At 63.1% G+C, this 24,846-nt stretch carries 25 protein-coding genes; 11 read left to right on the plus strand and 14 right to left on the minus strand.

All coding sequences use genetic code 11. The features are described 5' to 3' along the window. A complete protein-coding gene (locus B0G74_RS37630; RefSeq protein ID WP_132381834.1) occupies positions 1 to 1,077 on the minus strand; it encodes an LLM class flavin-dependent oxidoreductase in 1,077 nt (358 codons plus the stop codon). A gap of 20 nt (positions 1,078 to 1,097) precedes the next feature. Continuing rightward, positions 1,098 to 1,760 carry a DUF3455 domain-containing protein gene (locus tag B0G74_RS37635; protein WP_132381836.1) on the minus strand — a complete coding sequence of 221 codons (663 nt, stop codon included), beginning with the start codon at positions 1,758 to 1,760 and terminating at the stop codon, positions 1,098 to 1,100. Between the two features lie 390 nt (positions 1,761 to 2,150). Here B0G74_RS37635 and B0G74_RS37640 point away from each other — a divergent pair, with 390 nt between their 5' ends. The 9 genes from B0G74_RS37640 (at position 2,151) to B0G74_RS47165 (ending at position 9,206) form a co-directional block, all read left to right on the plus strand. Then, positions 2,151 to 3,032 (plus strand): TylF/MycF/NovP-related O-methyltransferase, encoded by an 882-nt coding sequence (locus tag B0G74_RS37640; protein WP_207915770.1) that lies wholly within the window; start codon positions 2,151 to 2,153, stop codon positions 3,030 to 3,032. After that, complete coding sequence (locus B0G74_RS37645) at positions 3,029 to 4,180, plus strand: cupin-like domain-containing protein (RefSeq protein ID WP_132381838.1); 1,152 nt, start codon at positions 3,029 to 3,031, stop codon at positions 4,178 to 4,180. The genes B0G74_RS37640 and B0G74_RS37645 overlap by 4 nt, the downstream gene beginning before the upstream one ends. Continuing rightward, the gene (locus B0G74_RS37650) at positions 4,177 to 4,584 is read left to right on the plus strand and encodes a hypothetical protein (RefSeq protein WP_132381840.1); all 408 of its coding nucleotides are present in this window, start codon (positions 4,177 to 4,179) and stop codon (positions 4,582 to 4,584) included. The genes B0G74_RS37645 and B0G74_RS37650 overlap by 4 nt, the downstream gene beginning before the upstream one ends. Before the next feature lie 214 nt (positions 4,585 to 4,798). Next, the gene (locus tag B0G74_RS37655; protein ID WP_132381842.1) at positions 4,799 to 5,512 is read left to right on the plus strand and encodes an alanyl-tRNA editing protein; all 714 of its coding nucleotides are present in this window, start codon (positions 4,799 to 4,801) and stop codon (positions 5,510 to 5,512) included. A 20-nt stretch (positions 5,513 to 5,532) separates the two neighbouring features. Continuing rightward, on the plus strand, positions 5,533 to 6,387 hold the full coding sequence (locus B0G74_RS37660; RefSeq protein ID WP_132381844.1) for an AraC family transcriptional regulator: 855 nt from the start codon (positions 5,533 to 5,535) through the stop codon (positions 6,385 to 6,387). A 368-nt stretch (positions 6,388 to 6,755) separates the two neighbouring features. Further along, positions 6,756 to 7,238, plus strand: coding sequence for a contractile injection system protein, VgrG/Pvc8 family (locus B0G74_RS37665; protein ID WP_132381846.1), 483 nt, complete (start codon positions 6,756 to 6,758; stop codon positions 7,236 to 7,238). Between the two features lie 127 nt (positions 7,239 to 7,365). After that, entirely contained in the window at positions 7,366 to 7,983 is a 618-nt protein-coding gene (locus B0G74_RS37670; protein WP_132381848.1) for a hypothetical protein, read from the plus strand. Continuing rightward, positions 7,983 to 8,906 (plus strand): hypothetical protein, encoded by a 924-nt coding sequence (locus tag B0G74_RS37675; RefSeq protein WP_132381850.1) that lies wholly within the window; start codon positions 7,983 to 7,985, stop codon positions 8,904 to 8,906. The genes B0G74_RS37670 and B0G74_RS37675 overlap by 1 nt, the downstream gene beginning before the upstream one ends. Before the next feature lie 150 nt (positions 8,907 to 9,056). Further along, positions 9,057 to 9,206: a PAAR domain-containing protein gene (locus B0G74_RS47165; RefSeq protein ID WP_243658513.1), complete on the plus strand. Its 150-nt coding sequence runs from the start codon at positions 9,057 to 9,059 to the stop codon at positions 9,204 to 9,206. A gap of 139 nt (positions 9,207 to 9,345) precedes the next feature. Here B0G74_RS47165 and B0G74_RS37685 read toward each other — a convergent pair whose 3' ends face one another. The 12 genes from B0G74_RS37685 to B0G74_RS37740 form a co-directional block, all read right to left on the minus strand. Then, positions 9,346 to 9,744: a hypothetical protein gene (locus B0G74_RS37685; RefSeq protein WP_132381852.1), complete on the minus strand. Its 399-nt coding sequence runs from the start codon at positions 9,742 to 9,744 to the stop codon at positions 9,346 to 9,348. An 11-nt stretch (positions 9,745 to 9,755) separates the two neighbouring features. Then, positions 9,756 to 10,424, minus strand: a complete 669-nt coding sequence (locus B0G74_RS37690; RefSeq protein ID WP_132381854.1) for an RraA family protein — start codon at positions 10,422 to 10,424, stop codon at positions 9,756 to 9,758. Then, a complete protein-coding gene (locus B0G74_RS37695; RefSeq protein WP_132381856.1) occupies positions 10,421 to 11,470 on the minus strand; it encodes an amidohydrolase family protein in 1,050 nt (349 codons plus the stop codon). The genes B0G74_RS37690 and B0G74_RS37695 overlap by 4 nt, the downstream gene beginning before the upstream one ends. 99 nt (positions 11,471 to 11,569) lie before the next feature. Then, complete coding sequence (locus B0G74_RS37700) at positions 11,570 to 12,892, minus strand: MFS transporter (protein WP_132381858.1); 1,323 nt, start codon at positions 12,890 to 12,892, stop codon at positions 11,570 to 11,572. Between the two features lie 103 nt (positions 12,893 to 12,995). Beyond that, positions 12,996 to 13,916, minus strand: a complete 921-nt coding sequence (locus tag B0G74_RS37705) for a LysR family transcriptional regulator (protein ID WP_132381860.1) — start codon at positions 13,914 to 13,916, stop codon at positions 12,996 to 12,998. 85 nt (positions 13,917 to 14,001) lie between these two features. Next, positions 14,002 to 14,952 (minus strand): LysR family transcriptional regulator, encoded by a 951-nt coding sequence (locus B0G74_RS37710; RefSeq protein WP_132381862.1) that lies wholly within the window; start codon positions 14,950 to 14,952, stop codon positions 14,002 to 14,004. Positions 14,953 to 14,981: 29 nt separating this feature from the next. Beyond that, on the minus strand, positions 14,982 to 15,689 hold the full coding sequence (locus B0G74_RS37715; RefSeq protein WP_132383246.1) for an EthD family reductase: 708 nt from the start codon (positions 15,687 to 15,689) through the stop codon (positions 14,982 to 14,984). Positions 15,690 to 15,691: 2 nt separating this feature from the next. Then, on the minus strand, positions 15,692 to 16,249 hold the full coding sequence (gene hpaC / locus B0G74_RS37720; protein ID WP_132381864.1) for a 4-hydroxyphenylacetate 3-monooxygenase, reductase component: 558 nt from the start codon (positions 16,247 to 16,249) through the stop codon (positions 15,692 to 15,694). A gap of 23 nt (positions 16,250 to 16,272) precedes the next feature. Further along, positions 16,273 to 17,490, minus strand: a complete 1,218-nt coding sequence (locus B0G74_RS37725) for an acyl-CoA dehydrogenase family protein (RefSeq protein ID WP_132381866.1) — start codon at positions 17,488 to 17,490, stop codon at positions 16,273 to 16,275. 57 nt (positions 17,491 to 17,547) lie between these two features. Next, positions 17,548 to 18,906 carry an MFS transporter gene (locus B0G74_RS37730; protein WP_132381868.1) on the minus strand — a complete coding sequence of 453 codons (1,359 nt, stop codon included), beginning with the start codon at positions 18,904 to 18,906 and terminating at the stop codon, positions 17,548 to 17,550. Between the two features lie 544 nt (positions 18,907 to 19,450). Further along, on the minus strand, positions 19,451 to 20,923 hold the full coding sequence (locus B0G74_RS37735; RefSeq protein ID WP_132381870.1) for an NAD-dependent succinate-semialdehyde dehydrogenase: 1,473 nt from the start codon (positions 20,921 to 20,923) through the stop codon (positions 19,451 to 19,453). A 180-nt stretch (positions 20,924 to 21,103) separates the two neighbouring features. After that, positions 21,104 to 22,120: a LacI family DNA-binding transcriptional regulator gene (locus tag B0G74_RS37740; RefSeq protein ID WP_132381872.1), complete on the minus strand. Its 1,017-nt coding sequence runs from the start codon at positions 22,118 to 22,120 to the stop codon at positions 21,104 to 21,106. Positions 22,121 to 22,324: 204 nt separating this feature from the next. Between B0G74_RS37740 and ugpC the strand changes: the two genes are divergently transcribed. Together ugpC and B0G74_RS37750 are read left to right on the plus strand one after the other, a co-directional pair. Beyond that, the gene (gene ugpC, locus B0G74_RS37745; RefSeq protein WP_132381874.1) at positions 22,325 to 23,464 is read left to right on the plus strand and encodes a sn-glycerol-3-phosphate ABC transporter ATP-binding protein UgpC; all 1,140 of its coding nucleotides are present in this window, start codon (positions 22,325 to 22,327) and stop codon (positions 23,462 to 23,464) included. Positions 23,465 to 23,585: 121 nt separating this feature from the next. Then, positions 23,586 to 24,839, plus strand: a complete 1,254-nt coding sequence (locus B0G74_RS37750) for an extracellular solute-binding protein (protein ID WP_132381876.1) — start codon at positions 23,586 to 23,588, stop codon at positions 24,837 to 24,839. Positions 24,840 to 24,846: the final 7 nt, after the last annotated feature.

The raw sequence follows: 24,846 nt of genomic DNA on the forward strand, positions 1-24,846 counted from the left end.
TCACCACGCTAGCGTCGACTCCCACGCATGGGGCGCTTTCTCCTCGCCCGAATCACGGTCACGCGCGAACGCCGGCATGACGTCCCGCGCGAACCGGCGCATCGACTCCATCGCCATGTCATGCGGCATCGAGCCGAACCAGAAGCTCGCGCTGAAGTAATCGCAGCCGAGACCTTCTTGAATCCGGCGCAACTGGTGAATGCATTCGTCGGCGGTGCCGATCACGAGAAAGTCGCTGCGCAGCACCGCGTCGGACGGTTCGTCGGGTAGCGGCGCCGCCGGCACGATGCCGTCGACCACCTCGCCCATGTCGTGACGCAGACGCAGCGTCGCGCGTCCATTCCAGCGCGCATGCTCGACGGCCTCGCGCGCCTGCGCCTCGTTTTGCGCGACGAACACGGGCCGCTGCGTGCCGATGCGCATGCTGGCCAGCGCGCCGGCAAGGTCCGGATAGTGGCGCCTTACGTCAGTCAGCTTCGAGATCGGTTCGAGCACGCCGGTGAAGAGATTGGCGCGCCGCTTCACAGCCTGTTCGACCGACGCCCGCCGGCTCGAATTGACCACCAGCCACAACGGGATTGCACGTTGCAGCGGTTGCGGCACGAGGCCCGTGCGCGGCACGCTGAAGTGCTCGCCGTGATGCGAGAACAGAGGCTCGCGCAGCGCTTTGAGCAGGACGTCGATCGCTTCGTCGTCGCGCGCCGAGGTCGTGCCTTTGACGAGCTGGAAGCGCTCGTACTGGTAGCTTTGGTAACCGCTGCCGAGCCCGGCTTCGACGCGTCCGCCGCTCAGCACGTCGAGCGTGGCGAGTTCTTCCGCGATCACCAGCGGATGATGCAGCGGCACCGGCACGATCGCCGGCCCAAGCCGCAAATGGCGGGTGCGCGCGGCGATATGCGAGAGCAGCATCAACGGTCGCGACGAGTGCGAGTAATTCGTGAAGTGATGCTCGGCGAGCCACAGATGACTGAAGCCGAGCATGTCGGCGGCTTCCGCCATGGCGATGGCGCGCTGGTAAAGCTCGGCGGCGGGCGCGGGCTCGGGAGCCGGCAACGTCATGAACAAACCGAATTGCATCGTCGACTCCTGCGCGAATGTCAGTGCGCGGCCTGGTTCGCCGACAAGGCGACCGGCGCGAGGCCTTTGGCGCGATAGAACATGTAGGTCGCGCCATACGGTACGAGCAGATGCGCGCCTTCGACCTCGCAATCCGGCTGCGGCGGCAGGCCGCCCGAGGTATCGATGCGCTGGATCGAACTGATGTCGGCGAAACGGCCCTCGCCGGGACGCGGCGCGGCGACGAAGCGCGCGGTGTAGCGCACCCACGTCAGCGCATTCGCGCCCACCTGGCTTTCCGCCGCGACCTTGCCGATCACATAGCTGCCGTCGTACGAGAGGAAGTAGCGGCCCGGCGCGACAGTGCCGGCGCTCTGGCCGTTCGAGTCGACGAGGATGGCCTCCGAACCCAGCGGGTCCCACAACAGTTGGGTGCCGTCGCGGGCGACGCCGGGCAGCGCCATGCCGGGCTGCGTGGCGGCTTTGATACGCCGGCACACGTAGGTTTCGTCGCCGTGCGTGGTCATCACTTCCTGCAACACTTCGTGCTGGCCGGCGCGCAGTTCCGTGGGCAAGGACGCGTCGGAGGTGGGCGGCGGCATGGGCGGCGTCGCGCAAGCGGCGAGCGCCAGCGCGCAGCACGCGGCGAGGCAGGTCAGCGACGGGCGCAGGGAGGGCGCGAGGCGGGGCGGAAAACCAGTCATCGGTGGCAAGGAAGGGCGAGCGATGCTGCCATCACACCTGATCCAGCGCGTGGATGGGGGCGTCGATACGAAAGAGCGGATTGAAAAGCGCACGTGGCGGATGAGGACGCGTCCGCGCTGTGAAGCTTGGCGGCGAGATAGCGCAGCAGCGGCAGGCGGTGGTTCGCGTGACCATGCATCCGTTCGCGATCCCGTCGAACGTCAGCCGGCGTCGGTCGATACTGGCTCAGGTTTGCCGCCGCGATCATCACGGCACACGTGACAGCGTCTTCGCAGTTCTCCTTCTGACAACGGCCCGCGCCCCCACCCGAACCGGCGATGGAATTGACTCACCCGACTCCCCCAGGCGTGTCCTTTGACTCCTTGCTCGATCCGGAACCGCGGTCATTCATGCCGCTTGCGCAAGACGTTCGCGCCGCCGCCTATCTGGCGATGATCCGCCGCTACATCGGCGGCGGGGCCGTCGAACCTGACGGGCTCGCGCCATCGGACAACACACGCGAGACCCCGCCGATCACCGCCGCCGATTGCAGCGCGCGTCTCGCCGCTGCCGACCGCATGTTCGCCGACTGGCTCGCGCCCCTGCAGCGCACGGCAGCCGAAGTCGCAGGCGTTGACCCGGCGCGCATGGCGGATGCGCTCAACCACATGCACCACGAGTCGCGCCGTCTGACGATGTGCGACGACGTGCTGCTCGATAACGTCGTGGCATTGGCGCGCGGGGTGATCGATCAGCAGGTGCCGGGCGACTTCATCGAAACCGGCGTCTGGCGCGGCGGCGTGACCATTCTGATGCGCGCCGCGCTGACCGCGTTCGGCGATCGTGGCCGCAACGTATGGGTCGCGGATTCGTTCGCGGGGCTGCCCGCGCCGGACCCGGCCAGCGATCTGCGCGAGGCTATCTGGCATCACCTGATGGGCGCGGTCAGTCTGCTGCGCAGCGATCTGGCGACCGTGCGCGAGTCGTTCGCGCGGGCGGGGCTGCTCGATCGCCGCGTGCGCTTCCTGCCGGGCTGGTTCGCCGACACGCTGCCGGATGCGCCGATCGAGCGCCTCGCGTTGATGCGGCTCGACGGCGACTGGTACGAGTCGACGCGCGTGGCGCTCGACGCGCTATATCCGCGTTTGTCACCGGGCGGCTTCGTGATCGTCGACGACTACGGTTTGCCGACGGGTTGCGCGCGCGCCGTGGACGAATATCGCGCGCTGCATCGGATCGATGCGCCGCTGGTGCGCGTCAACGGCCAGGCGGTCTACTGGTGCAAGCCATGATGAACGCGCTGTTGCACGCGCGGCTCGCAGAGCATTACCTGGCGCCGCCGCAAACGGTGGCCGTCGATCTGATCGTCAGCGATTGCACGGACGACAGCCGCCGTTTCGTGCTCGGCCCGATGATCGATTCGACACCGATTGCCGCTCGCAATCCGTATTGCGCCACGGCGCGCATCACGTTGAACCGCACGCTGTTGAGCGCCATGCTCGACGACCCGACCGGTTTCGACCCGCGCAGCGCCGCGGCCATGGCGCTTGGCGGCGTGCGGATCGAGGGCTCGGCGCGGCTTGCCGCGTACTGGCTGCAATTGCTCAAACGTCCCTCGGCGGCGGGCCGCGCGGCGCTCGAACGCGCGCGGCGCGCGCCGGCCTCACTCGACGATGTGCCGACTTTACGCGCAAGCGATGGCGACGCTCATGACCTGTACGCGGTACTTGCCGACACGCTCGATGCTTGCGTGCCGCTGCTATTGCGCGACATGATCGACTGGCCGGAAGTCGCGTGGACGCTCGATGACTGGCGCGCCCATGAAGGCGCGACCGTGTTGCGTGCGGACCCATCGAGCGGCGGCGCGCAGAGCGTCGCCGATTTCATCGACGGATTCGCAGCGCATCACGCGTCCGACGCGGGCGCCGCGACCTATACCGAAGGCTGCCTGTTGCCGCCCGCGTGGGAAGCGCGCTTTTCCCTGCCGATGCTGCCGGCCCGCCTGTTCGGCGCGGGACAACTGTGGTTCGGGCGAGCGAGCGCGGCTGCGCTGGTCACGCGTTTGCACTGCGATCTGGCGAACTCGTTTCTTGCACAGATTCACGGCCGCAAACGCGTGCGGCTTTATTCACCCAGGCAAGAAAACGCGGTCTATGCGCTCGATGCCTTCAACACGTACCGGCCGTGTCGGGTCGATGCGGCAGTGCCCGACTTGACCCGCTTCCCGCGTTTCGCCGATGCGCAAAGTGTCGACGTCGTGCTGGAACCAGGCGACCTGCTGGTGATTCCAACCGGCTGGTTTCACTGCGTGTGGGCATTGGATCACGTGCTGTCGATCAGCCGGTTTGCCGACGACGCAACGACTGCGGCGCTGCTACGCGAAGCCGCGCCGTCACGAACGAATCTATCCAACACAGCGACTACATCGAGGACCGGATGAACGCAGCAAACCGAAGCGACCCGCGGCATGTCCGCTATCTGCCATGGATACGCCGCGTGTCGGCGGCGATGGTGTTGACGTCGGCGGCGCTGTCGACCCCGCTTGCCGCATACGCGCAGGCCTCGTCGGCGATGACGCAGGTCTGCACGATGCGGGCGAACAATGCGAAGCTGATCGCGCAGGACCGCGACGCCGGCGTCAGCAAAGCGGACGAACTGCACAAGGCACAAGGCGTGGCCGCGGCGATGCCGATCGAACGTCAGGTCTATGCGCAGGCGGAGTTGTCGATTTTCATTGAACGTCTGTACGGACGCTACGCCAAAATGCCGCCGCAAGAGGCCTACGACAAGTATCTGGCCTACTGCGAAGCACAAGCCGCGCGCGGCGCCGCGCAGTTCCAGTGACGGCCGGCGCAGCGGCTCGTCTGCTTTCAACGAGCTGAACGTCGATCTGTCGCTGGGCGCGTCGAACAATCCGAACTACCCGCAGACGCTGTCAGCCTGATCGAAAGCCAAGTTGCGGCGATCCGCCCCCCCGCAGGGCATTTTTAACCAAGACGGCCTCCCACGGGACTGGTTATGCTAGGCATACTCAGTCAATTCCTGCGAGGACATCAAGGTGCCGCATTATCTTTGCCATGAGCAGCCGGACCTGCTGGACTTTGAAACGGCCGTGATCGCCGCGCGGCCCGGCGCGGTCGTGCTGGGCCGTTCCGCCCTGCATCCGGGCGGCGGCGGCCAGGTGTCGGACGCGGCCACGCTGACGCACGCGCACGGCGCGGTGCGCATTACCGGCGTCGCGGCGGAAGGCGACCTACTCTGGCATCTGCTCGACGAACCGCTGGAGCTGGCCGGCAACGTGCACGTCGCCATCGACGCGGCGCGCCGCGCCACGGTCGCCCAGCTCCATACCGGTACGCATATTCTCAACGCGCTGGTGTATCAGCGCTTTGCCGGCGCGCTCGTGACCGGGGCGCAGATCAATGCCGACGGCACCGCGCGCATGGACTTCGATCTGCCGGACGCGGATAACGACGCGCTGCGCCTGCTGGAAGAACCCGTCAACGAGGTGATCCGCAACGCCATGGACGTGCGCGCCTACTATGTCGGCGCCGATGAGGCGAAAGCGACGCAAGGTCTGATCCGCAGCCTCTCGGTGGCGCCGCCGCCGACGCCGGACGGCACGGTGCGCATCGTCGAGATCGGCGATCTGGACCGGCAGGCGTGCGGCGGCACACACCTGACCAATACCGCGCAGTCGCGGCCCATCCGCATCGCGAAGATAGAGAACAAGGGCCGCCGGAATCGCCGGGTCAGAATCGAGCTGGTTTGAGGGGCATGGGGGCGCGAGCTATGGAGACATCGGATAAAAGCGAGCCGGAAGTGGTCTGCTGGCGCGACGGCGCACTCGACGGCGCATGTCTCGCGAGCGCCCGTTATGGCAATCACAAGTTCGACCGGCATCTGCATGACGAACTCGTCATCGTCATGACGGAGACCGGCGCGGGCCAATGTCATACGCGCGCGGGCAGCGAGGTGGCCGGGCCCGGCAGCGTGCTGGTCTTCGGGCCGGGCGAATACCATAGCGGCGAGGTCTGGGAAGGCCGCGAATGGATTTATCGCGCGATCTATCTCGACATGGAAGGGCTCGGCGCGCTCAGTGCGGTTTTCTCTCCCGACGCGCGCGCCGACAAACCGCTGCTGATTCCGCCAGGGCTGTATCAGGATCCGCATCTCGCGGGCCTGCTCGTGAAGGCGCATGCGAGCCTGGATGAGCACGGCGCCGTCTCGCTGATGGAGCGCCAGGCGAACTGGTGGGCGGCGATGGGGATGCTGGTCGGGCGCTATGGACGCTCAGGCGAGGAGGCGGGCGAACCGCGGCGCGAAGCGCGCAAGATGGAACTGGTGCGTGAGTACGTCGCCGCCAATTTCGAGCGCGATATCTCGGTCGATGAGCTGGCGGAACTGGTGGGGCTGAGCCGTTATTACCTCACGCGTGCGTTCTGCAAGGAATTCGGGCTGCCGCCGCACGCCTACGCGACGCAGGTGAGGTTGCTGGCGGCGAAGCGCATGCTTGCCTCGGGCCAGAGTGCGGCGACCGCTGCGGCGGCCGTGGGCTTTTATGATCAAAGCCATCTCAACCGGCTGTTCAAGCGGGCTTATGGGATCACGCCTGGGGTGTATGCGGCGTTGAAGCCGGGGCATTAGGCGGGTTTGCCGCGTCGGCGGTGCCGCGTGCGGATTTGCAGCCCGCGATGCAGGATAGTCCGATTTCTGAGCAGGGATTGCACGCGCCTTTTAAGCCCGTTCAATAGCTCGATACGAGTTTGAGATATGTTTTGCTATCCGAACTATATGTAAGTTGATTTCTTGACCAATCTTTACAGTTGTCCTATATGCGATTGCCGCTGCCCCCCGGATAATTGGCAGGCAATTTCTAAAAAGGATAGCCGCAGTGAAGAATGGGAGTAAGCATCCGCCCGTTGGCTTGGGAGACGAGGCGCAATGTAGCCAGACGTTGATCGAAGCCTCGTTCAGTCTGGCAAATACGTTTCACGTCGGGCCGGGGCGGGTTCATGTATAGCCCCATTCAGTCACGCACCCTCAGCGTGATGTGCGATGCCTTCCCCACCGAGTACGGCGAACCGATCCTGTCTCCGGTTCGTTTGCGTGGCACCGAGGCGCTCGGCAAGCTATACAAATACACGCTCGACATGGCGACGAAGTACTCGCCGAGAATTTCCCAGATCGACACCAAACTACAGGTCGTGCCCGATAAACTGATCGGCAGGGACATCAACATCTCGATCGAGTTCGACGGGAAGGGAACTTTCATTCCCGGCTTGCCCGGGAACCGGAGCCAGAGCAACCTGGGCGCGGGCACCCGCCTGATATCGGGTGTCATCACACGTATGCAGTTCACGGGCGCCGACGACCGCCACGCGTACTACCGGTTCGTCGTGCGTCCCGCCTTGTGGCTGACCACGAAGAATTCGCGGAGCCGCATATTCCAGAATAAGAGCGTGGTGGATATTACGCGCGAGGTGCTGCGCGATTAACGGCAATCTGTGGCTCTTCAATGATGTACTGCCCTGGCATTACGGTTATGCGGCGGGGGCGACGACGTTCAGTGAATGTGTAGCCACGCGTGACAGCCGGCAATTCGTCGACGCGGTCGGAAGAAACTTGAGTAATCAGAAAGGCTTTGAGAAGTCGGTCGATAAGGTCCCTTATGAGATCGATGGTGAGACTGGAGTCAAAAAGCAGAAGCTGGGTTATTTACGTGCCACGCCGCTGGTGGTCGAGGGGTTTGCTAAGGTGGCGGATTGGGAGACGGCGTCGTCGTACAAACGACCTGGAATCGCGCTCGACCATCTGCTCTGCATTGCGAAGCATGAACAAGGCGAGGTTCTTCAAGGCCTGATCTACGACGAACCCGATTTCGCCTGGTGGCTGAACCGTCAGCATGACGGGCTCGCCGCATCCGACGACACGTCATTCAATGACCGGATGGAATCCTCGCGCTACTTTCCATCGGACGGATCCGATCTGGCTGGAATGGCACTGATTCGGGCGCTAGTGCCAAATCTGCAACTGGTTCTGACTTCCGACGATACGACCGATGACCCGGATTTCCTGTCGGTAGCACCGGACCGGACCGTCTTGCAAGATTATCGGCAGCGGATGTTCTGGATTAAGGGCGTTGCCAAGAAATATCATGGCCTTATGCAGGGAGCGTACAAACAGAAAATGCAGGACTCGCTCGCCACGATTGCCCAATGGGGTGGTTTGCCGGATAAGTGATGAACTCAAAAAAACTAGCTTACTTTTCTGTGTGCCTCGGCGCCATTGCAATATGCATTGCTGCCGCAACACACTTTCTGAACTTCAGTTCGCTCTCTTCAAAAGGTACCAACATGCCTCCGACCCTCACGCTAGTTCGTCTCGGGGATCCGAAAGGCTTCGATCTGGCCGGCGTCGGCTCCTCCGTCGACAATCATCCGACTGGCGCGATGTTCTACCAGCGGGAATGGACTGGCGGGAAACTCGGCGTGGTGGAATATGAGCAAGGCAAACACAGCTTCACAGTAGAGAACGTACTAGGTGCCATTGGCTTTGCCGACAAGGACGAGCCCGAAGGGATCTACAGTTGGGACATCAGTTTCGGTGTCAGTGCTGAGCAGGCTGACGCGCACCAGCTTGCCCGTGATCGCGTCATGGAGGTCCTTGCCAAATTGCGGGCAGCGGGCTGGAAGCGATATATCGACGTAGAAGACCCACGCCTTACTGGCAAGCAGGCTTGGAATTTCGCCGCTTCGCGCGCAGCAAACTGGGCGTACTCGCTGGATTCTACCTACACGCCAACGATGGATGAATGGATCGAAGCAAAGGGGAAATTTCCAAAGTGGGTTTTCTATGCGGATGGCGTATATCTTGAGTTTTCGATTTTTGAGAGCAACATGGGAGGCTTCGTCGGTAAGAGTACGTATCTTCTGGGTGTGAACGTAAAGAACGAGTACGCTTTTTATGGTCTTGGCTACTTCCCCGGCGACGCCGACAAAATTCACAACTGGAAAACCCTCCTTCCCGCCGAACTCGAAAAATACCACGCGATGAGACTCAAGACGGAAGCCGCGCTCAAAGCCCAGGGCTTCACGATCGACACGACATATCAGGACCCGCCGATCAAAGCGCTCCAATCGCTTTCCGGTACGGCGACCCAATAGGCAAGAACTCGCAATGGAACGGGCAAACCTGCAAGGTAAAGCGCAGATTGTCGTAGGCGACACCACCAGTCACGGCGGCAAGGTGATTTCGGGCAGTCCCTCACGACCTGGAGCGCAGCGGAAATTCCCATTGCCCGGAAGGGCGATCGGGTGACGTGTCCGCTGTGCGCGCCACATCTGTTTGAAATCGCCGAAGGTCTGGACGGCTGCGATGATTTCGGTCAGCCCATGGCGGTAGAAGGTCACAAAACGACCTGCAACGCGATCCTGATTGCGCAACCTACGCCGCACGCTGATTGACTTCACGGCAACAAGGAACAAGTAGTGGCAGCCAATCTTCAGGCAAACGGGCAAACGAATCCGCAGCCGGACACGTGCGAGGATGCGCAGTACGACTGCAACATCATCCGGCCGCTCGTTCGACTCGGCCCGCCCCCCATCACCCCGGCAAAGGCACATCCTCAATCAACTCCACCCGCACCGCACGAATCCTGCGGTCGACGAAATACCCACCACCTTCCACATACCGCAGATAAAGCCGCCCGCACGACGAGCATTGCCACACGGCGCAGCGGTTATACGGAAAGTACCGCGGCGCGATAGGCGCATCCGCTGCCCAGTAACTGGTCTTTCCCGGCAGATACTCGCTGAACGTCGGCTCCGGATCGTCCTCCGGCAACAGCGTGCCGATTTCCTCGAACTGCGTTTCATCGAGCGACAAAGGCTGCGATTGCCAGCCGTCCAGCGGCGTCTTCGTGCACGAGCAGGGCGCAGTGGCGCGCGTCTGCGCATCGCGCGCGAGTTCGAGGAGTGTTGCAGCGGTCAGATATCGCGCCATGAAGTCCACTATCAGTTGTTCATCATCCGTTCCCGGTGCGGAACGACCCACGAGCGGTCGAACTTGCCGTCGGCAATCGACTTCAGCGCCGCCGCTTCCTTCGCGTGCTGACGGCGCGCGCCTTCGATCACCGCCTCCACATCGGCGGGGGCGATTGCGAGCAAGCCGTCTTCATCGCCGACAATGATATCCCCTGGATGCACCACCATGCCGCCGACCGTGACCGGTACGTTGATTTCCCCCGGTCCGTTCTTGTACGGACCGCGATGCGTCACGCCGCGGGCATACACCGGAAACTCCCGCTGACGCAACGCACCGACGTCGCGGATCGCGCCGTCGATCACGAGGCCCTGCACGCCGAGACTCTCCGCGTAGCTCGCCATGATCTCGCCCATCAGCGCCTGCGTGAGGTCGCCCGCGCCGTCGATCACCAGCACGTCGCCGGGCCGGCAAAAGTCGAACGCGCGATGAATCGCGAGGTTGTCGCCCGGCCGCGTGTGGACCGTGACGGCGGTGCCGGCCATCGGACGCGGCTGATGATAAGGCCGCAAGCCCACCATGCCGCTCGCTCGCGCCATGTTGTCGCTCAGCAGCGAGACGGCCAGCTCACGGAGTGCTTCGAGTGTGGCCGGGTTGGCCTGCTGTGCGGAGTCGTATTCGCGCCATCCGATTGGATTCATACCGTTGCCCCTTGAGTTCCTTGTGCTGCGAGTTGTCGATCGAGTTGACGCGAGAGCCGCGGATACACGGCGCGCGCGTTGTCTTCGTAAATACGCTGGCGGTCCGCGTCGCTGAGCCATTCGATGGCGTCGATATAACGGCGCGTGTCGTCGTAATAGTGGCCGGTCTCCGGATCGATGCCCTGTACCGCACCGATGGTTTCCGACGCGAACAGGATGTTGTCAACCGGAATGACCTTGGCGAGCAGTTCGGCGCCGGGCTGGTGATACACACAGGTGTCGAAGAACACGTTCTTCAGCAGGTATTCACTGAGTAGCGGACGCTTCATGTCCTGCGCGAGTCCGCGATAGCGTCCCCAGTGATACGGCACCGCGCCGCCGCCATGAGGGATGATGAAGCGCAGTGTCGGAAAGTCGGCGAACAGGTCGCCCTGCAGCAACTGCATGAACGCCGACGTGTCGCCGTTGATGTAATGCGCGCCCGTCGCGTGAAAATTCGGATTGCACGACGACGAGACGTGGATCATCGCCGGCACGTCGAGCTCCACCATCGCTTCATAGAGCGGATACCAAGAGCGGTCCGTGAGCGGCAAGCCGGACCAGTGGCCGCCGGACGGATCCGGATTCAGATTGCAGCCGATAAAGCCAAGCTCTTCGACACAGCGCCGCAATTCCGCGATGCAGTTTGCGGGCGGCACGCCGGGCGCCTGCGGCAACTGACACACACCAACGAAGTTGCGCGGGAACAGTTCGCATACGCGATGCACGAGGTCGTTGCATTCGCTTGACCAGAGCGCGTTGGCTTCGGCAGTGGCGAGGTGGTGGCCCATGCCGGCCGCGCGCGGCGAGAAGATCGTGAGGTCGGTCCCACGTTCGCGCTGAATTCGCAACTGGCCGCCCTCGATGCTCTCGCGGATCTCGTCGTCGGTAATGACAGGGCGCGGTGGCGGCGTGCCGCCGTCCTTCAGCGCGGCGATCTGCTGCGTGCGCCAGGCTTCGTGCTGACGCGGCGAGGTCGTGTAGTGACCGTGGCAATCAATGATCATGGTGTGCAAATCCTGTGAGTTGTCCTTGCGCGCGCACATGGCGCGCGCGCAGATTCAGTCCGCTGTTTTTCCAAACTGTGTGTGCGGCCGCTTCGCTTCTCAGGCGCGCGGGGCGGCGTCGCCGGTGGCGAGCGAATTCGCTTCGTCCTCAGCCGGTGTGGCTCGCATGACCAGCGCGATGATCGTCGCGACAATCAGAAAGGCGGCGATCGTCAGCAAAGCCAGCTTGAAGTTGCCGGTGGCGTTGCGCACGAGGCCGATGCTCCACGGACCGACCAGCCCGCCGAACTGCGCGATCGTGTTGATCAGCGCGATCGTCGCGGCGCCCGCCGCGCCGGTTCTGAACGACGACGCAAGGCTCCAGAACAGCGGGTTGCCCGCATAGATGAACAAACCGGTCACGCACAGCAGCGCATAAGCGATCACCGGGTTCGGCGCATACGCGCTGCCGGCAATGGCTAGCGCGCTCATGCCGTACACGAATGCGAGGTGCTTCTTGCGATCGCCGGTGCGGTCTGAACTGCGGCTGATGAGGAAGGTGCCCAATACGCCGAGCAAGGGCGGCGCGGCCGACAGAAAGCCGACTTCGAGATTGCTCAGATGGCCGAGACTCTTGACGATCTGCGGCAGCCAGAGGAAGAGGCCGTAAATACCGACCAGCGCGCAACCGAACAGACACGCCAGGCTCCATACGCGGATGTCGCCCGCCACGCGCAGAAGCGGAAAATGCGTGTTGCCGCCCACGGCCTCGCGCTCGGCGGCGAGCGTCGATTCGAGCCAGCGCTTTTCGTCGTCGGAGAGCCAGTCGGCGTCGGCGGGGCGTTCGGTCATGATGCGCAGCGTCAACAGGCCGAGCAGCATGGCCGGCACGCCTTCGAGGATGAACATCCACTGCCAGCCCTGCAAACCGAGAATGCCGTTCGCGTAGGTCATCAAAGCGGTCGAGATCGGACCGCCCAGCACCGCCGAAAACGAACCGGCGATGATGTATCCCCCAACCGCACGCGCACGGTAACGCACCGGAAACCATTTCGTCAGATAGACCGCGACGCCCGGCAGAAAGCCCGCTTCCATCACGCCGAGCAGAAAGCGCAGCACGTAGAAGCTCGAATCGTTGAACACGAAGGCCGTCGCCGCGGCGACCGCGCCCCACGTCAGAAGAATGCGCGCGATCCAGCGGCGTGCGCCGACGCGATGCAGCAACAGGTTGCTCGGCACCTCCAGCACCATGTAGCCGACGAAGAAGATGCTGCCTGCGAAGCCGAACACGGCCGGGCTGAAACCGAGCTGCTTGTTCATGTCCAGCGCGGCGAAACCGATATTGATCCGGTCGAGATAGTTGAAGAACATCATCGCGAAGAGCAGGGGCATGAGGCGCCCGTAAACTTTTCGCATGGTTACGGCTTCGTTGATCGCGGTCATCCTGTCTCCTACCTTGCGGCGACGGCCGTAGCCGTGGCTGCGTTCTAATCATGTGTGAGGTCAATGATACGAACGCGCGGACAGGGAGTCCAAGACCGGTTGCTTATGCTTCTATAATTTTTTTCTTATAGTGTGCGTCGGTGAGCGGGGCGGGAAGGCAAGCCAGAAATGCCCGCAGATGAGGCGAAGCATCGTCGGTGCGAAAGGTGGCCGCGAGCGTGGAGCGGTACGACGAGCCCGGTCCCGTAAGGTGACGGTAAACCACGTCGGTGCGTCCGTGCCGCGCCACCGATTCGCCAATAAACGTCACGCCGAGACCCGCCGCAACCAGGGCAATCGCGGTCTGGATTTCGTAAGCCTCATGCGCGACGAGCGGTGTGATTCCCGCATCGCGATAGAGCGACTGCACCGAGCGTTTGAACTGGGCGTTCTGATGCTTTGGATAGAGAATCAGCGGCGTATCGGCGAGATCGGCAATGCTCACCTTCTTGTGCGCGGCAAGCGGATGGCTGGGTTCGAGCGCGGCCACGACGCGCTCGCGCAGCAGCGGATACGACGTGCAACCTTCAACCGTCAGCGGCTGCCGGCCGATGCCGATGTGAATGCGCATGTCGCGCAGCGCATCGGTCTGTTCCTCAGTGAGCATCTCGAAGAGTTTGAGTTCGACTTGCGGATACGCCTTGTGAAATGCCTTGAGCGCGGGCGGCAAAACGCTGTACATCGACGAACGGGTGAATCCGACGCTCAGCCAGCCGCGCCGGCCGACGCCGATTTCCTGCGCGACGAGCGTCACCTGTTCCAGAGAGCCGAGTATCTGACGCGCCTCGCTGCACAGATAATGGCCCGCCTCGGTCAGACTCAGCGGACGTCTTGCCCGATCGACCAGTTGCGTGCCGAGCCGTTCTTCGAGTGAACGGATCTGCTGGCTCAGCGCGGGCTGCGCGATATGCAGACGCTCGGCGGCACGGCTGAAATTGAGCTCCTCCGCGAGAATCACGAAGCACTGCAGGGCTCTGATGTTCATATCGGTTTTCCTGGTCTCCTGTTCAGGTGGCGGGGCAATCCTTGCGCCTGAAATAAGCCACTAGCCGCGACTCGGCCTGACGCCCTCACGATTCAGCCGGCGCTCGCGTCTTTGCGGTAATCGACGGTTGATGGAACATGCCGTAAATCTCATCGAGCAGCCAGGCAATGCCCGGATCCGCTGAAAATTGCGAGTGCGAGTGGACCTGAATTTCGATGGGTGGCAGCGCGAACGGCAAGGGCAGGATGCGAAATGCCTTGTTGCGGTTGAAGCGCTGCGCAATACTGCGCGGAAAAATCACGGCAAGGTCGGTATGCTGAACGATCTCCGGCGCCACCACGAAATGAGGCAGGCGCAGCACGATATCCCGGCGCAGATTCAATTCTTCCAGCCACTGTTCCACCATCCGGTGACCGGTCGCGTTGGTGCTGGCATACACATATCGCAAGCTGGCGAGGTCCTCCTTGGTCGGCTTCTGTTTGCGCAGCGGATGACCGGCGCGCACCACGCAAACATGTTCGTCGACAAAGAGCGTCTTGCTCACGCAACCTGGATCGAGACCGGGCACGTAGCCGAGCGCCAGATCGATCTTGCCGCTGCGCATGGCCGAACTCACCGAATCGACGGAAACATTCGCAATCTCCAGGCGAATGCCGCGCGCGCTGCGGTCGAGCATCGAAAGAAGCGGCGGCAGGAAATAGAACTCCGACATATCCGACATGGACACGCGAAACACGCGCTGCGCCGTGGCGGGATCGAACTTGGCGATTTGCTGGACCGCGTCGTTGATGATGCCGAACGCCTGCGTGAGCGGCGCGTGCAAGCGCAGGGCGGCGTCGGTGGGGACCATGCCGGTGGGCGTGCGAACGAACAGCGGATCGTCGAATAAAATGCGCAACCGGCGCAAGGCGTGGCTAACCGCCGGTTGCGTGAGTCCGAGACGCTCGCCCGCGGCGGTCAGGCTGCGCAGATCGGAGATGGCCAGAAACACGCGCAGCAGGTTCAAATCCGTAATGCCGGGGTGCGACTTGGTCATGACGTTCGGATCGCGGCGAGGGAGGGCATTTATTTGGGTTTCAGATTACCGTAAATGCTGCGCATAGGGAAATGCAGCGTCGCGCCGCTGTAGGGCGGAAAGGTGTTGAAGTCCTCCTTCATGCTGGCGCGAATCGGCGACGCCAGGGCAGCCGCTAGCGACGCGGGATCGTCGAAGACGACTTTGTTGCGTTGCATGGCCGTGGCGCGTTCGATGCCGAGACCCGAGCGGTAATCGAGCCGCGTGTAGATTTCGAGTTCGCGAATGCCGGGCAATTGCGCCATTAGCGGTGGATGATGCGCGAGGTAATGCGAGAGCCATGCGTTGAAGTCCTGCGCTTCGCCTTCGTAGCTGACGAGGTAGGTGCAGCGGACGGCGCGAGTGCCGAAGTCGCCTGGATCCGGTGTGGTGAATCGCCTGACCGCCATCGCTTGCTGGGTGAAAGTGAGACCCGTGCTCGAAGATTCGTTTACGACGTCGTGTATTGCGCCCTTAGGTTGCAGCGCTTGTTCAAGCAGGTCGAGGTCGTCGAAGTACCCTTGCAGCACGCAGCGAGGTCGCGCGGAAGCGTCGGACTTCGACAAAGGATCGCAGTCGTCCGATTCCGCGGGCAGGTGGATCACGAAACGGCGTAGTCCCTCTACGTCTCGCTGTATAAGTTCGAACCGCGACAGATCGAAAGACCGCGCTTCACGCGCAGGCTTACCGTGGCCAAAGAGAAAGAAGCAGACTTCCACATTCACCTCGCGCCTTGCGCGGCAACCGACGGCGACGCCGCCGCTTGCGGCCGCGTCAGCCGATGAAACTGCCTGCCGAAATAGATCAACCCATCGCCATCCGAGCGCAACGCAATGTGGTGGATCTGCGCGAACATGACCGAGTGCGAGCCGACCGTCTTGATGTCGACGATCTCGCCTTCGAGACTGGCGATCGCATCCGCGAGCACCGGCGCCGCCGACGCGCCGCTCGTCCATGCATGGCGCCCGAAGCGCTCGTCCATCGAGCACGTAGTCATGCCGGCGAAATCACGCGCGAGTTCCTGGCACTCGGCGGCAAGCACGTTGATGCACACGCTGCGGTTGCGATGCAGTACGTCGTGCACATAGCTGGCCTGATTGATACAGATGAGCATGGTCGGCGGCGCGTCCGTCACCGAGCACACCGCGCTCGCGGTGATGCCGCAGCGGCCGCCGGGTCCGTCCGTGGTGATGATGTTGACGGCGGCGGGCAGGCACGCCATCGCATCGCGGAAACGCTTTCTGGTGTCTTCGATCGTCACGTTCTTTTCCTGTTGCATGGCTTGAGGCAGGGCGTGCCGAGTCACGGAAAAGGCGTGACGGGCGGCACGCCGGCGAACAATGCGCCGGATGCGTCGTACGTGCCTTCGCCCAGAAACGCATGCTGCGTCACCACGATCGAATCCCGCACGAGACGCTGCAACCGGTTCTCGCGATAGATCGCGGCGATGCCGGCCATCTGATAAGCCTGCATCACCACTTCGGCGCCGATCTGCGCGGCGTGCGTCGCGCTGAGGCGCAACAGATTGGCCTGTTCCTGCGACACGGGATCGCCGTCGATAATCGTCCGCCACGCGGCTTCGGCGGATTCGTAGAAGAATGCACGGGCACTGCGCCAGTTGGCCTCCGCTTTCGCGAGGCCCGAGCGGTAATAGCCGCGATCGGCGAGGCGCGGCGCGCCGGTGGTGGTTTTGGTCGAGCCGGACAGGCCCGTCAGCAGATCGAGCGCCGCGCGCGCGAGTCCGATGTTGACGGCCGCGTGCACCTGCGCCTGATAGGCGACGGCGGGGTAGCGGTAGAGCGGTTCGTCGATCAGCGCCGCGCCGCCGCGCACGAAGGTCCATTGCGCATCGACGAATTTCTCGCGCAGCCGCAAATCGTGGCTGCCGGTTCCCTGCATGCCGACCACGTTCCAGTTCTCGACGATCTCGACTTCATGCGCGGGGAATACGGCGGTGAACGGTTTGCCCGCGCCCGCATCGCCGGAATTGGCGGGCGTGCCGCCGATGCCGACGCCGATCCAGTCGGCGCCCTTGCAGCCGCTCGCGAAGCGCCACTGCCCGCTGACCACGAAGCCGCCCGACGCTTTGGTGGCGGGTTGCAGCGGATAGAGGCCGCCCGAGAAAACCTGGTCGGGGCCGGTGGCGTAAATCTGCTGCTGCGTCTCGATGGGCAATGCGGCCAGATAGGTGTTCGCCGAGCCGAATGCGGCGACCCAGGCGGCCGAGCCGTCGGCGATCGCGATGCGTTCGAGCATTCGCAGGAATTGCGCCGGCGGCAGCGCGTCGCCGCCGAAACGTTGCGGCGTGCTCGCGCGAAAGATGCCGGCGCGCTTCATCTTCGCGATCATGTCGCGCGGAACGTGGGAGAGTTGATCGAACTCGTCGCGGCGGCGCTCGATCTCGCCGATCAGCGCGTCGAGTGTGATCGGGCCGGCGTAGTCGGGATACGGATCGGCGTGATCGATTGCGCGAGGTTCGTAGGCGTAGGTCGAAAGACTGCTCATCTGAAGGCTTTGCATGATTCTGGCTTGGGAATGGGAGTGAATGAGTGCGGACGAAGTGACGTCGATAGAGCGTTAAGCGCTTTCGTGCTCGACGTGCTCTCTGGCTTTCGCCTGAAGCCGCAGCGCCTTTGGAAAGGTCTCCGGTGCGAAGCAGGTGGCGAGCACTGTGATCAAACCGAGCACGACAAGATAAATCGCCACCGGCGCGGCGCTGCGGTAGTGCGCGAGCAGCGCGGTCGCCACCATCGGCGAAAGTCCGCCGCCGAGTACCGATGAAATCTCGCGGCCGATGCCGAGCCCCGAGAAGCGCAGATGAACGGGCAGCAACTCGCTGATGAAAGCGGGCTGTGCGCCCTCCAGAATGCCGAGCGTGATGCTGTTGGCGAGTACGAGCGCGGTGATGACTTTCCACAGCACGCCCGAGCCGAGCAACGTGAAATACGGATAGGCGACCAGCACCATCGCCACGGCGCCGGCGAGGTAGACCGGCTTGCGGCCGACACGGTCCGTGAGACGGCCCATCAAGAGGGACACGGGAATCATCAGCAGCATCGACACGGTCAGGCCGCCCAACACCCAGCTCGATTTGAGGCCGATGAACTGACCATACGCAATCGAGAACGCGAAGAAGATGTATGACGCCGCGCCTTCACCGAAGCGCAGGCCGAACACCGTCAGCACCTGGCGCGGACATTGGCGCAGCACCTCGACGATCGGCATACGGGCATCGCGGCGAGTCGCCTTGACCTCGGCAAACTCCGCGCTTTCGTCGACGGAGCGGCGCATCCACAGACCGAGCGCGACCAGCACGGCGCTGCAGAGGAACGGCACGCGCCAGCCCCAACTGTGGAAGTCGGCGGGCGAGAGCGTTTGCACGAGCAGAAACGCGGCGGTGGACAGCACGAAGCCGAATGCAGCGCCGCACGGACTCCAGGCTGCCAGCCCACCGCGCCGGGAGGCGGGCGCGCTTTCGTGAATCAGCAGAATGCTGCCGCTCCATTCGCCGCCGGCGGCGAGACCTTGCAGAATGCGCAGCAGCACCAGCATGACGGGCGCCGCGAGGCCGATCTGCTGATACGTCGGCAGAAGACCCATGCAGACGGTGGCCGTGCCCATGACGAGCAGCGTCAGCATCATGACCGTCTTGCGGCCGTAGCGGTCGCCGATATGGCCGCACAACACGCCGCCGATGGGCCGCGCGATGAAGCCCACCGTAAAGCCACCAAATGCCGCGATCGTACCCGTCAGCGGATCGCTGCCGACCGGAAAGAACAGCTTGCCGAATACGAGAGCGGCAGCGGTACCGTAGAGAAAAAAGTCATACCATTCGAGAACCTGCCCGAGCACGGCGGTCGTCACTGCGCGACGAACCTTGCTGGTGGGCCGAGTCGAGGTTAGGGATGTCAGAGCGGCTGTCGCGTCAGAATTCATGGCGGGTCATGGCAGGTGGAAGGTCACGATGTGGAGGGTCGCGCGTTCTCGCCATGTTGTTCGGCAGGAGCGGCGAGACGAGCCCGGCAGGCATGATCGAACGATAGGACCGGGAAATAACGCGGTCAAATTCGGGCCAAAAATGGCCGTCATGAATCGTGTGCATGACGGTTACGGTATTTCGCGCGAGGCCGTTGCGGCGACGGGCGTGTTGGCGTTCTCTGGATAGGGGAACGGGTTTTGATTCGGGGGGCTGAGATTTGGCGGAGTGCAGAGCGAGCCGCTGAACGGCGGTCTTATCCTGCGAACAACGGAGGGGATCTGCAATGCAGCTGACCGACTTCGATACGCTGAGCTTCGACTACTTGCTTCTTTCACGACCGTGAACCGGCGAAAGCGTTTGGGCCGGCGTCGTGCTGGATTTATCGCGGGCAAATGAGAACTGCCGCCTCGGCGCAGCGCCTCTTACGAGTGAGAAGCGATGGCGTTCGGCGGCAGAGCATTCGGGCATCAAGACATCAAAGCACGGGCAACGAGAGGCTCGTCAATCAAGCCCGCCCTGGCACATGTACTTGATCGACATGTAATCGTCGAGTCCATATTTCGACCCTTCGCGGCCATAGCCCGATTCCTTCACGCCGCCGAACGGCGCCGCTTCGCTCGACACCGCGCCTTCATTGATGCCGATCACGCCCGCTTCGAGCTGCGCGGCCACGCGATTGATGCGCCGCACGTCCTGCGTGTAGAAGTAGGCGGCGAGACCGAACGGCGTGTCGTTGGAGAGGCGGATCGCTTCGGCTTCGTCGTCGAAACGGAATAGCGGCGCGACCGGGCCGAAGGTTTCTTCGCAGCAGACGAGCATGTCGTCGCGCGCGTCCGTCAGCACAGTCGGCGCGTAGTAGTTCGGGCCGAGTTCCGTCAAACGCTTGCCGCCGACCAGGATTTTCGCGCCGTGTTTGACGGCATCCTCCACGTGACGGGCAATCTTGTCGATCGCGCGTTCGTTGATCATCGGGCCGATCTGCGCGTCCGGGTCCGTTGCGGGCGCAACCTTCAAAGCGGCGACGCGTCGCGCGAGCAGTTCGGCGAAGCGCTCATAGACGCCAGCTTGCACATACACGCGGTTCGGACACACGCACGTCTGACCGCCATTGCGGAACTTCGCCGCCATCAGGCCGACAACAGCCGCGTCGAGATCGGCGTCGTCGAACACGATGAAGGGCGCGTTGCCGCCCAATTCCAGCGAGAGCTTCTTTAGCGTGCCCGCCGATTCTCGCGCGAGATGCTTGCCGACCGGCGTCGAACCGGTGAACGTGATCTTGCGCACGCGCGCGTCGGCGAGCCAATCGGCCACGGCGGCAATGCCCTGTTCACGCGACGCCGACAGCATGTTCAACACGCCATCCGGCAAACCGGCTTCCTGTGCGAGCGCGGCGAGGGCGAGCGCGGTGAGCGGCGTGTCTTCGGCGGGCTTGGCGACCACGGTGCAACCGGCCGCGAGCGCGGGCGCGATCTTGCGGGCGATCATGGCCAGCGGGAAATTCCACGGCGTGATCGCGGCGACTACGCCGACCGGTTCCTTCACCGCGCTCATGCGCTTGCCGCGCTGCTGCTGCGGAATCAGATCGCCGTAGATGCGGGTCGCTTCGTCGGCGAACCACGCCACGTACGACGCGCCGTAAGCGACTTCGCCGCGGCTTTCCGCGAGCGGCTTGCCCTGTTCCATCGACATCAGCTTCGCGAGGTCGTCGGTATTGGCGACGATCAGCGCGTGCCAGCGGCGCAGAATCTCGGCGCGCTCGCGCGGCAGCTTGTCGCGCCATGCGGGGAAGGCGCGGGCGGCGGCGTCGGTGGCGGCGCGCGCGTCCACGGCGCCGCTGTTCGCGACTTCGACGATCGTTTCGCCGGTGGCCGGGTTGGTGACGGCAAAGCGGGCGCCGTCGGCGGCGCCGGTCCATGCTCCGTCGATCAAATTCTGCGGGCGGATCAGTTCATTGCGTGTCAATGCGAGAGACATTCGGTTGCTCCTTCAGGTTGCCCTTGACGTAGCGAGGCTCGCGGCCGCGTACGCGCGTCGATTGATGGATCGATGCTACGCCTCTACCGCAATCGATGAAATTGCCAATCGAGGCGCCGGCGGTTTGCACGCCGTTTTTTTTCGGCGATGACAGCATTTTCTGCTGATTACCCTGCAAATTCATTTCAGCCGTCGCGGGCCGGTCGACGCGCGCACCACTAAGGTGGGCGGCGGCGCCAGCACCATCGACGGCTGCTGATGCGGCGTCTGGATCAGCCGGATCAGACTTTCGATCGACAACTCCGCGATCGCCGCCGTCTGAATTGCGACTGTCGTGAGGGCAGGGTGCACCTGATGGGCGAGTTGAATGTCGGTAATGCCGATCACCGACACGTCGTTGGGTACCGAACGGCCCAGCGTGATCAGGGCCTGCGCCGCGCCGATCGCGAGCAGGTCGTTGGTCGCGAAGATCGCGGTGAGGTGCGGCCGGTTCGCCATCAGTTGCATGCAGGCGGCGTAGCCGGCGTCGATCGAGTCGCGGATCTGCAGCACCGCGGCCGCATCGGTCTCGATGCCGGCGGCGCGCATCGCCGCGCGAAAACCGTTGGAGCGCGCGTCCTGCAAGCCGCCGCAACCGTCGCCGATCAGGAGGCCGATTTCGTGATGGCCGAGTTCGAGCAGATGCCGCGCGGCCAACTCGCCCGCGTGGGCAAAGTCCACGGCGATGCAAGGCAGCGCGGGCGGCGCTTCCGGGTGCTCCCACATGGCCAGCAGGATCGGCGCGCTGTGCGTGGCCGAAGCGCACAGGTCGTTGATCGTGATGTCCGTGTTCATGACGAGCACGCCGTCGGCCAGCGTGCCCGCGATCTGGTTCAGATAGGCGCGGCCGATCTCGGCGTCATCGTCAGTATTGCAAACCATCAGGAAGTGGCCGGCTTTGCGCGCGGCGCGCTCGGCGGCCAGCACGAACTCAGGATAGAACGGGTTGGAGATATTCGAGAGCATCAAGGCGAGCGTCGACGAGCGGCCCTCGGCCAGCGCACGCGCATTCAGATTGGGCCGATAGCCGAGATCGGCGATTGCCTTGAGCACGCGTTCAGCCGTTTCCGGGCGCACTTTCTCGCGGTTGCGCAGCACGTTGGAGACGGTCGCGGCGGTAACGTGAGCGCGTTTCGCGACTTCGGACAAAGTGACCATATGCGATTTATCCCATATTCAGGGAATGCGATTCAAATGTTGCAAGCTGAGGACGACGTTGATAACTTGCTGGAAAACACAGCGGAGACACCCACCATGACTTTTTCCCTCGAACTCGAATTTAAGCGATTAAATGCTTGCCGCACAAGGGCTAGCCACTTATTTTTCACAGAAATTTAAGCGGTTAAATCCGAAGGAGGCAGCATGGCAGGGATTCGCTTGACGAATGTGCAGAAGTCGTACGGTGACCATCCGCCGGTGATCCGACGCGTAAATCTGGAAATCGCGCAGCACGAGTTCTGCGTCTTTCTTGGGCCGTCGGGTTGCGGCAAGTCGACCCTGCTGAGAATGATCGCCGGCCTCGAAGACCTGAGCGAAGGCGAGTTGCACATCGGCGGCCGTCTCGTGAACGACGTGGCCGCCGCGGCGCGCGGCGTGGCGATGGTGTTTCAGAGTTACGCGCTGTTTCCGCACATGACCGTGTTCGACAACATGGCATTCGGACTGAAACTCGCGAAACAGCCCAAGGACGTGATAGACAGCAAGGTCCGCGAAGCCGCGCGCATTCTGCAATTGGATGATTATTTGCAGCGCTATCCGAAGGCGCTTTCGGGTGGTCAGCGGCAGCGCGTCGCGATCGGCCGGGCGATCGTGCGTGAGCCCGGCGTGTTTCTGTTCGACGAGCCGCTCTCAAATCTCGACGCTGCGCTGCGTGGTCAGACGCGAGTCGAAATCGCGCGCCTGCATCAGCGCTTCGCCAACGCGAGCGTGGTGTACGTGACCCACGATCAGGTTGAAGCGATGACCCTCGCCGACCGGATCGTGCTGCTGCACGCCGGCGCGGATGCGGAGCGCTTCGGCAGCATCGCGCAGAGCGGCGCGCCGCTCGAGTTGTATCACCATCCGAAGTCGCGCTTCGTGGCGGGCTTCATCGGTTCGCCGCGCATGAATTTCATCGACGCCGTGGTCGACTCGATCGAACCAGGCAGTGTGACGGTCTCGTTGCTAAAAAGCGGCGAGCGTTTGAGCGCGCACGTCGACGGTCAACGCTTGCAGCGCGGCCAGCCGGTCACGCTCGGCGTGCGGCCCGAACATCTGCGGCTCGATGGCGACGGGCAATTCGTGCAGTGCACGACGGTGCTCTCGGAACGGCTCGGCGAGCACAGCTATATTCACGCGGATCACGCGGCGGGCACGCTCATCGCCAAGGCCGCGGGCGATACGCCGATCGGTTCCGGCGAGCGCATCGCCATTCATGTTCCGCCTTCCGCGTGTCATCTGTTCGACGCGGATGGATTGGCATTGCGGCGAAGCACCTTCGAACCCGAGCGGGCCGCCGCTTGAGTTTTCATTCGTGAGCGCTGAAAACACCCACTGATTCATCAAAGCCGAATTCCGCCACAGAGCGGGTTACATCGCCGGCAGCCACACGCTGCCGGTCAACAAGGTATCAAGGAGACACAAGATGATTGCTCTTCGCCTTCGCCGTCTTGCACAGGTGTCGATCGCAGCCGCGCTGGTTGCCGGCTCGCTCTGCTGTGCCGCCGTCGACGCCGCCACGCTCAACGTCAACGTATCGGCGCGCGGTAATCAGCGCTCGACGTGGCAGGACGCGTTCGACAAGTTCAAGAAAGCCAATCCCGATGTCGATCTCAAGGTGACCTACATCACCGAGGAAGCGTACAAGGTGCAGATGAGCGGCTGGCTCGCCACCGATCCGCCCGACGTCGTCTCGTGGCACGACGGCGAGCGCATGGCGTATTACGCGCAACGCGGCCTGCTCGAAGACCTGTCGTCGGACTGGAGCAAGAACGGCTGGTCGCAGCAGTACGCGTCGGTGAAGGAAGCGTCGACATATAAGGGCAAGCAGTACGCGGCGCCGCTCGGCTATGACGCCTACGGTTTCTTCTATCGCAAGGATCTGTTCGAGAAGGCCGGCATCAAGAGCGAGCCGAAGACGTGGGACGAATTCCTCGATGCCTGCAAGAAGCTGAAGGCGAGCGGCGTGGCGCCGATCGCCGTGGCCGCGCGCGATAGCTGGACGCTCGCCGCCTGGTTCGATTACCTCGATTTGCGCATCAACGGCAACGCATTCCATCAGCAATTGATGGCGGGCGAAATTCCGTACACCGATGCGCGCGTCAAGAAGGTCTACACCGCGTGGAAAACGCTGATCGACGATCACTACTTCATCGACAACGCGCTCTCCTACGACCTCGATTCGATCGCGCCGTTTCTCGTGAACGGCAAGGCGTCGATGATGCTGATGGGCACGTTCTTCTCCGCGAGCATTCCGGCGAACCTCAAACCGCAAACCGGCTTTTTCCGCTTCCCGGTGATCGACGCCAATGTGCCGATGGCCGAAGACGGTCCGGTCAACGTGCTGCTGATTCCCGCGAAAGCGAAGAACAAGGCCGACGCGCGCAGGCTGCTCGCCTTCATGGAACAGCCGCAGATCAACGCCGATCTCGCGAAGGGCTGGGGTCAACTGCCGTCGAATAGCCAATCGGCGGAACCTGAAGACGCGATTTCGAAGGTCGGCTTCCAGACGCTCGCCAACACCAAAGGCGGCATTGCGCAGTTCTACGATCGCGACATGCAGAAGGAAATGGCCGACGAAGGCATGAAGGCGATGCAGCAGTTCTACAGCGATCCGTCGCAACTCGACGCCGTGCTCGTGCGTCTCGAAGCGACCCGCAAGCGCATCTACCAGAAGTAAAGAAATA

This window comes from Paraburkholderia sp. BL9I2N2, assembly GCF_004339745.1.
Lineage (GTDB): Bacteria > Pseudomonadota > Gammaproteobacteria > Burkholderiales > Burkholderiaceae > Paraburkholderia.

What these genes read in the sequence shown, in the direction of transcription:
- B0G74_RS37710 (WP_132381862.1), bottom strand. Translation starts at nt 14,952, where the DNA reads ATGACCAAGTCGCACCCCGGCATTACGGATTTGAACCTGCTGCGCGTG.
- B0G74_RS37640 (WP_207915770.1), top strand. Translation starts at nt 2,151, where the DNA reads ATGCCGCTTGCGCAAGACGTTCGCGCCGCCGCCTATCTGGCGATGATC.
- B0G74_RS37635 (WP_132381836.1), bottom strand. Translation starts at nt 1,760, where the DNA reads ATGACTGGTTTTCCGCCCCGCCTCGCGCCCTCCCTGCGCCCGTCGCTG.
- B0G74_RS37690 (WP_132381854.1), bottom strand. Translation starts at nt 10,424, where the DNA reads ATGAATCCAATCGGATGGCGCGAATACGACTCCGCACAGCAGGCCAAC.
- hpaC (WP_132381864.1), bottom strand. Translation starts at nt 16,249, where the DNA reads ATGCAACAGGAAAAGAACGTGACGATCGAAGACACCAGAAAGCGTTTC.
- B0G74_RS37705 (WP_132381860.1), bottom strand. Translation starts at nt 13,916, where the DNA reads ATGAACATCAGAGCCCTGCAGTGCTTCGTGATTCTCGCGGAGGAGCTC.
- B0G74_RS37730 (WP_132381868.1), bottom strand. Translation starts at nt 18,906, where the DNA reads ATGAATTCTGACGCGACAGCCGCTCTGACATCCCTAACCTCGACTCGG.
- B0G74_RS37675 (WP_132381850.1), top strand. Translation starts at nt 7,983, where the DNA reads ATGAACTCAAAAAAACTAGCTTACTTTTCTGTGTGCCTCGGCGCCATT.
- B0G74_RS37725 (WP_132381866.1), bottom strand. Translation starts at nt 17,490, where the DNA reads ATGCAAAGCCTTCAGATGAGCAGTCTTTCGACCTACGCCTACGAACCT.
- B0G74_RS37695 (WP_132381856.1), bottom strand. Translation starts at nt 11,470, where the DNA reads ATGATCATTGATTGCCACGGTCACTACACGACCTCGCCGCGTCAGCAC.
- B0G74_RS37645 (WP_132381838.1), top strand. Translation starts at nt 3,029, where the DNA reads ATGATGAACGCGCTGTTGCACGCGCGGCTCGCAGAGCATTACCTGGCG.
- B0G74_RS37750 (WP_132381876.1), top strand. Translation starts at nt 23,586, where the DNA reads ATGATTGCTCTTCGCCTTCGCCGTCTTGCACAGGTGTCGATCGCAGCC.
- B0G74_RS37685 (WP_132381852.1), bottom strand. Translation starts at nt 9,744, where the DNA reads ATGGCGCGATATCTGACCGCTGCAACACTCCTCGAACTCGCGCGCGAT.
- B0G74_RS37665 (WP_132381846.1), top strand. Translation starts at nt 6,756, where the DNA reads ATGTATAGCCCCATTCAGTCACGCACCCTCAGCGTGATGTGCGATGCC.
- B0G74_RS37740 (WP_132381872.1), bottom strand. Translation starts at nt 22,120, where the DNA reads ATGGTCACTTTGTCCGAAGTCGCGAAACGCGCTCACGTTACCGCCGCG.
- ugpC (WP_132381874.1), top strand. Translation starts at nt 22,325, where the DNA reads ATGGCAGGGATTCGCTTGACGAATGTGCAGAAGTCGTACGGTGACCAT.
- B0G74_RS37700 (WP_132381858.1), bottom strand. Translation starts at nt 12,892, where the DNA reads ATGACCGCGATCAACGAAGCCGTAACCATGCGAAAAGTTTACGGGCGC.
- B0G74_RS37735 (WP_132381870.1), bottom strand. Translation starts at nt 20,923, where the DNA reads ATGTCTCTCGCATTGACACGCAATGAACTGATCCGCCCGCAGAATTTG.
- B0G74_RS37660 (WP_132381844.1), top strand. Translation starts at nt 5,533, where the DNA reads ATGGAGACATCGGATAAAAGCGAGCCGGAAGTGGTCTGCTGGCGCGAC.
- B0G74_RS37650 (WP_132381840.1), top strand. Translation starts at nt 4,177, where the DNA reads ATGAACGCAGCAAACCGAAGCGACCCGCGGCATGTCCGCTATCTGCCA.
- B0G74_RS37630 (WP_132381834.1), bottom strand. Translation starts at nt 1,077, where the DNA reads ATGCAATTCGGTTTGTTCATGACGTTGCCGGCTCCCGAGCCCGCGCCC.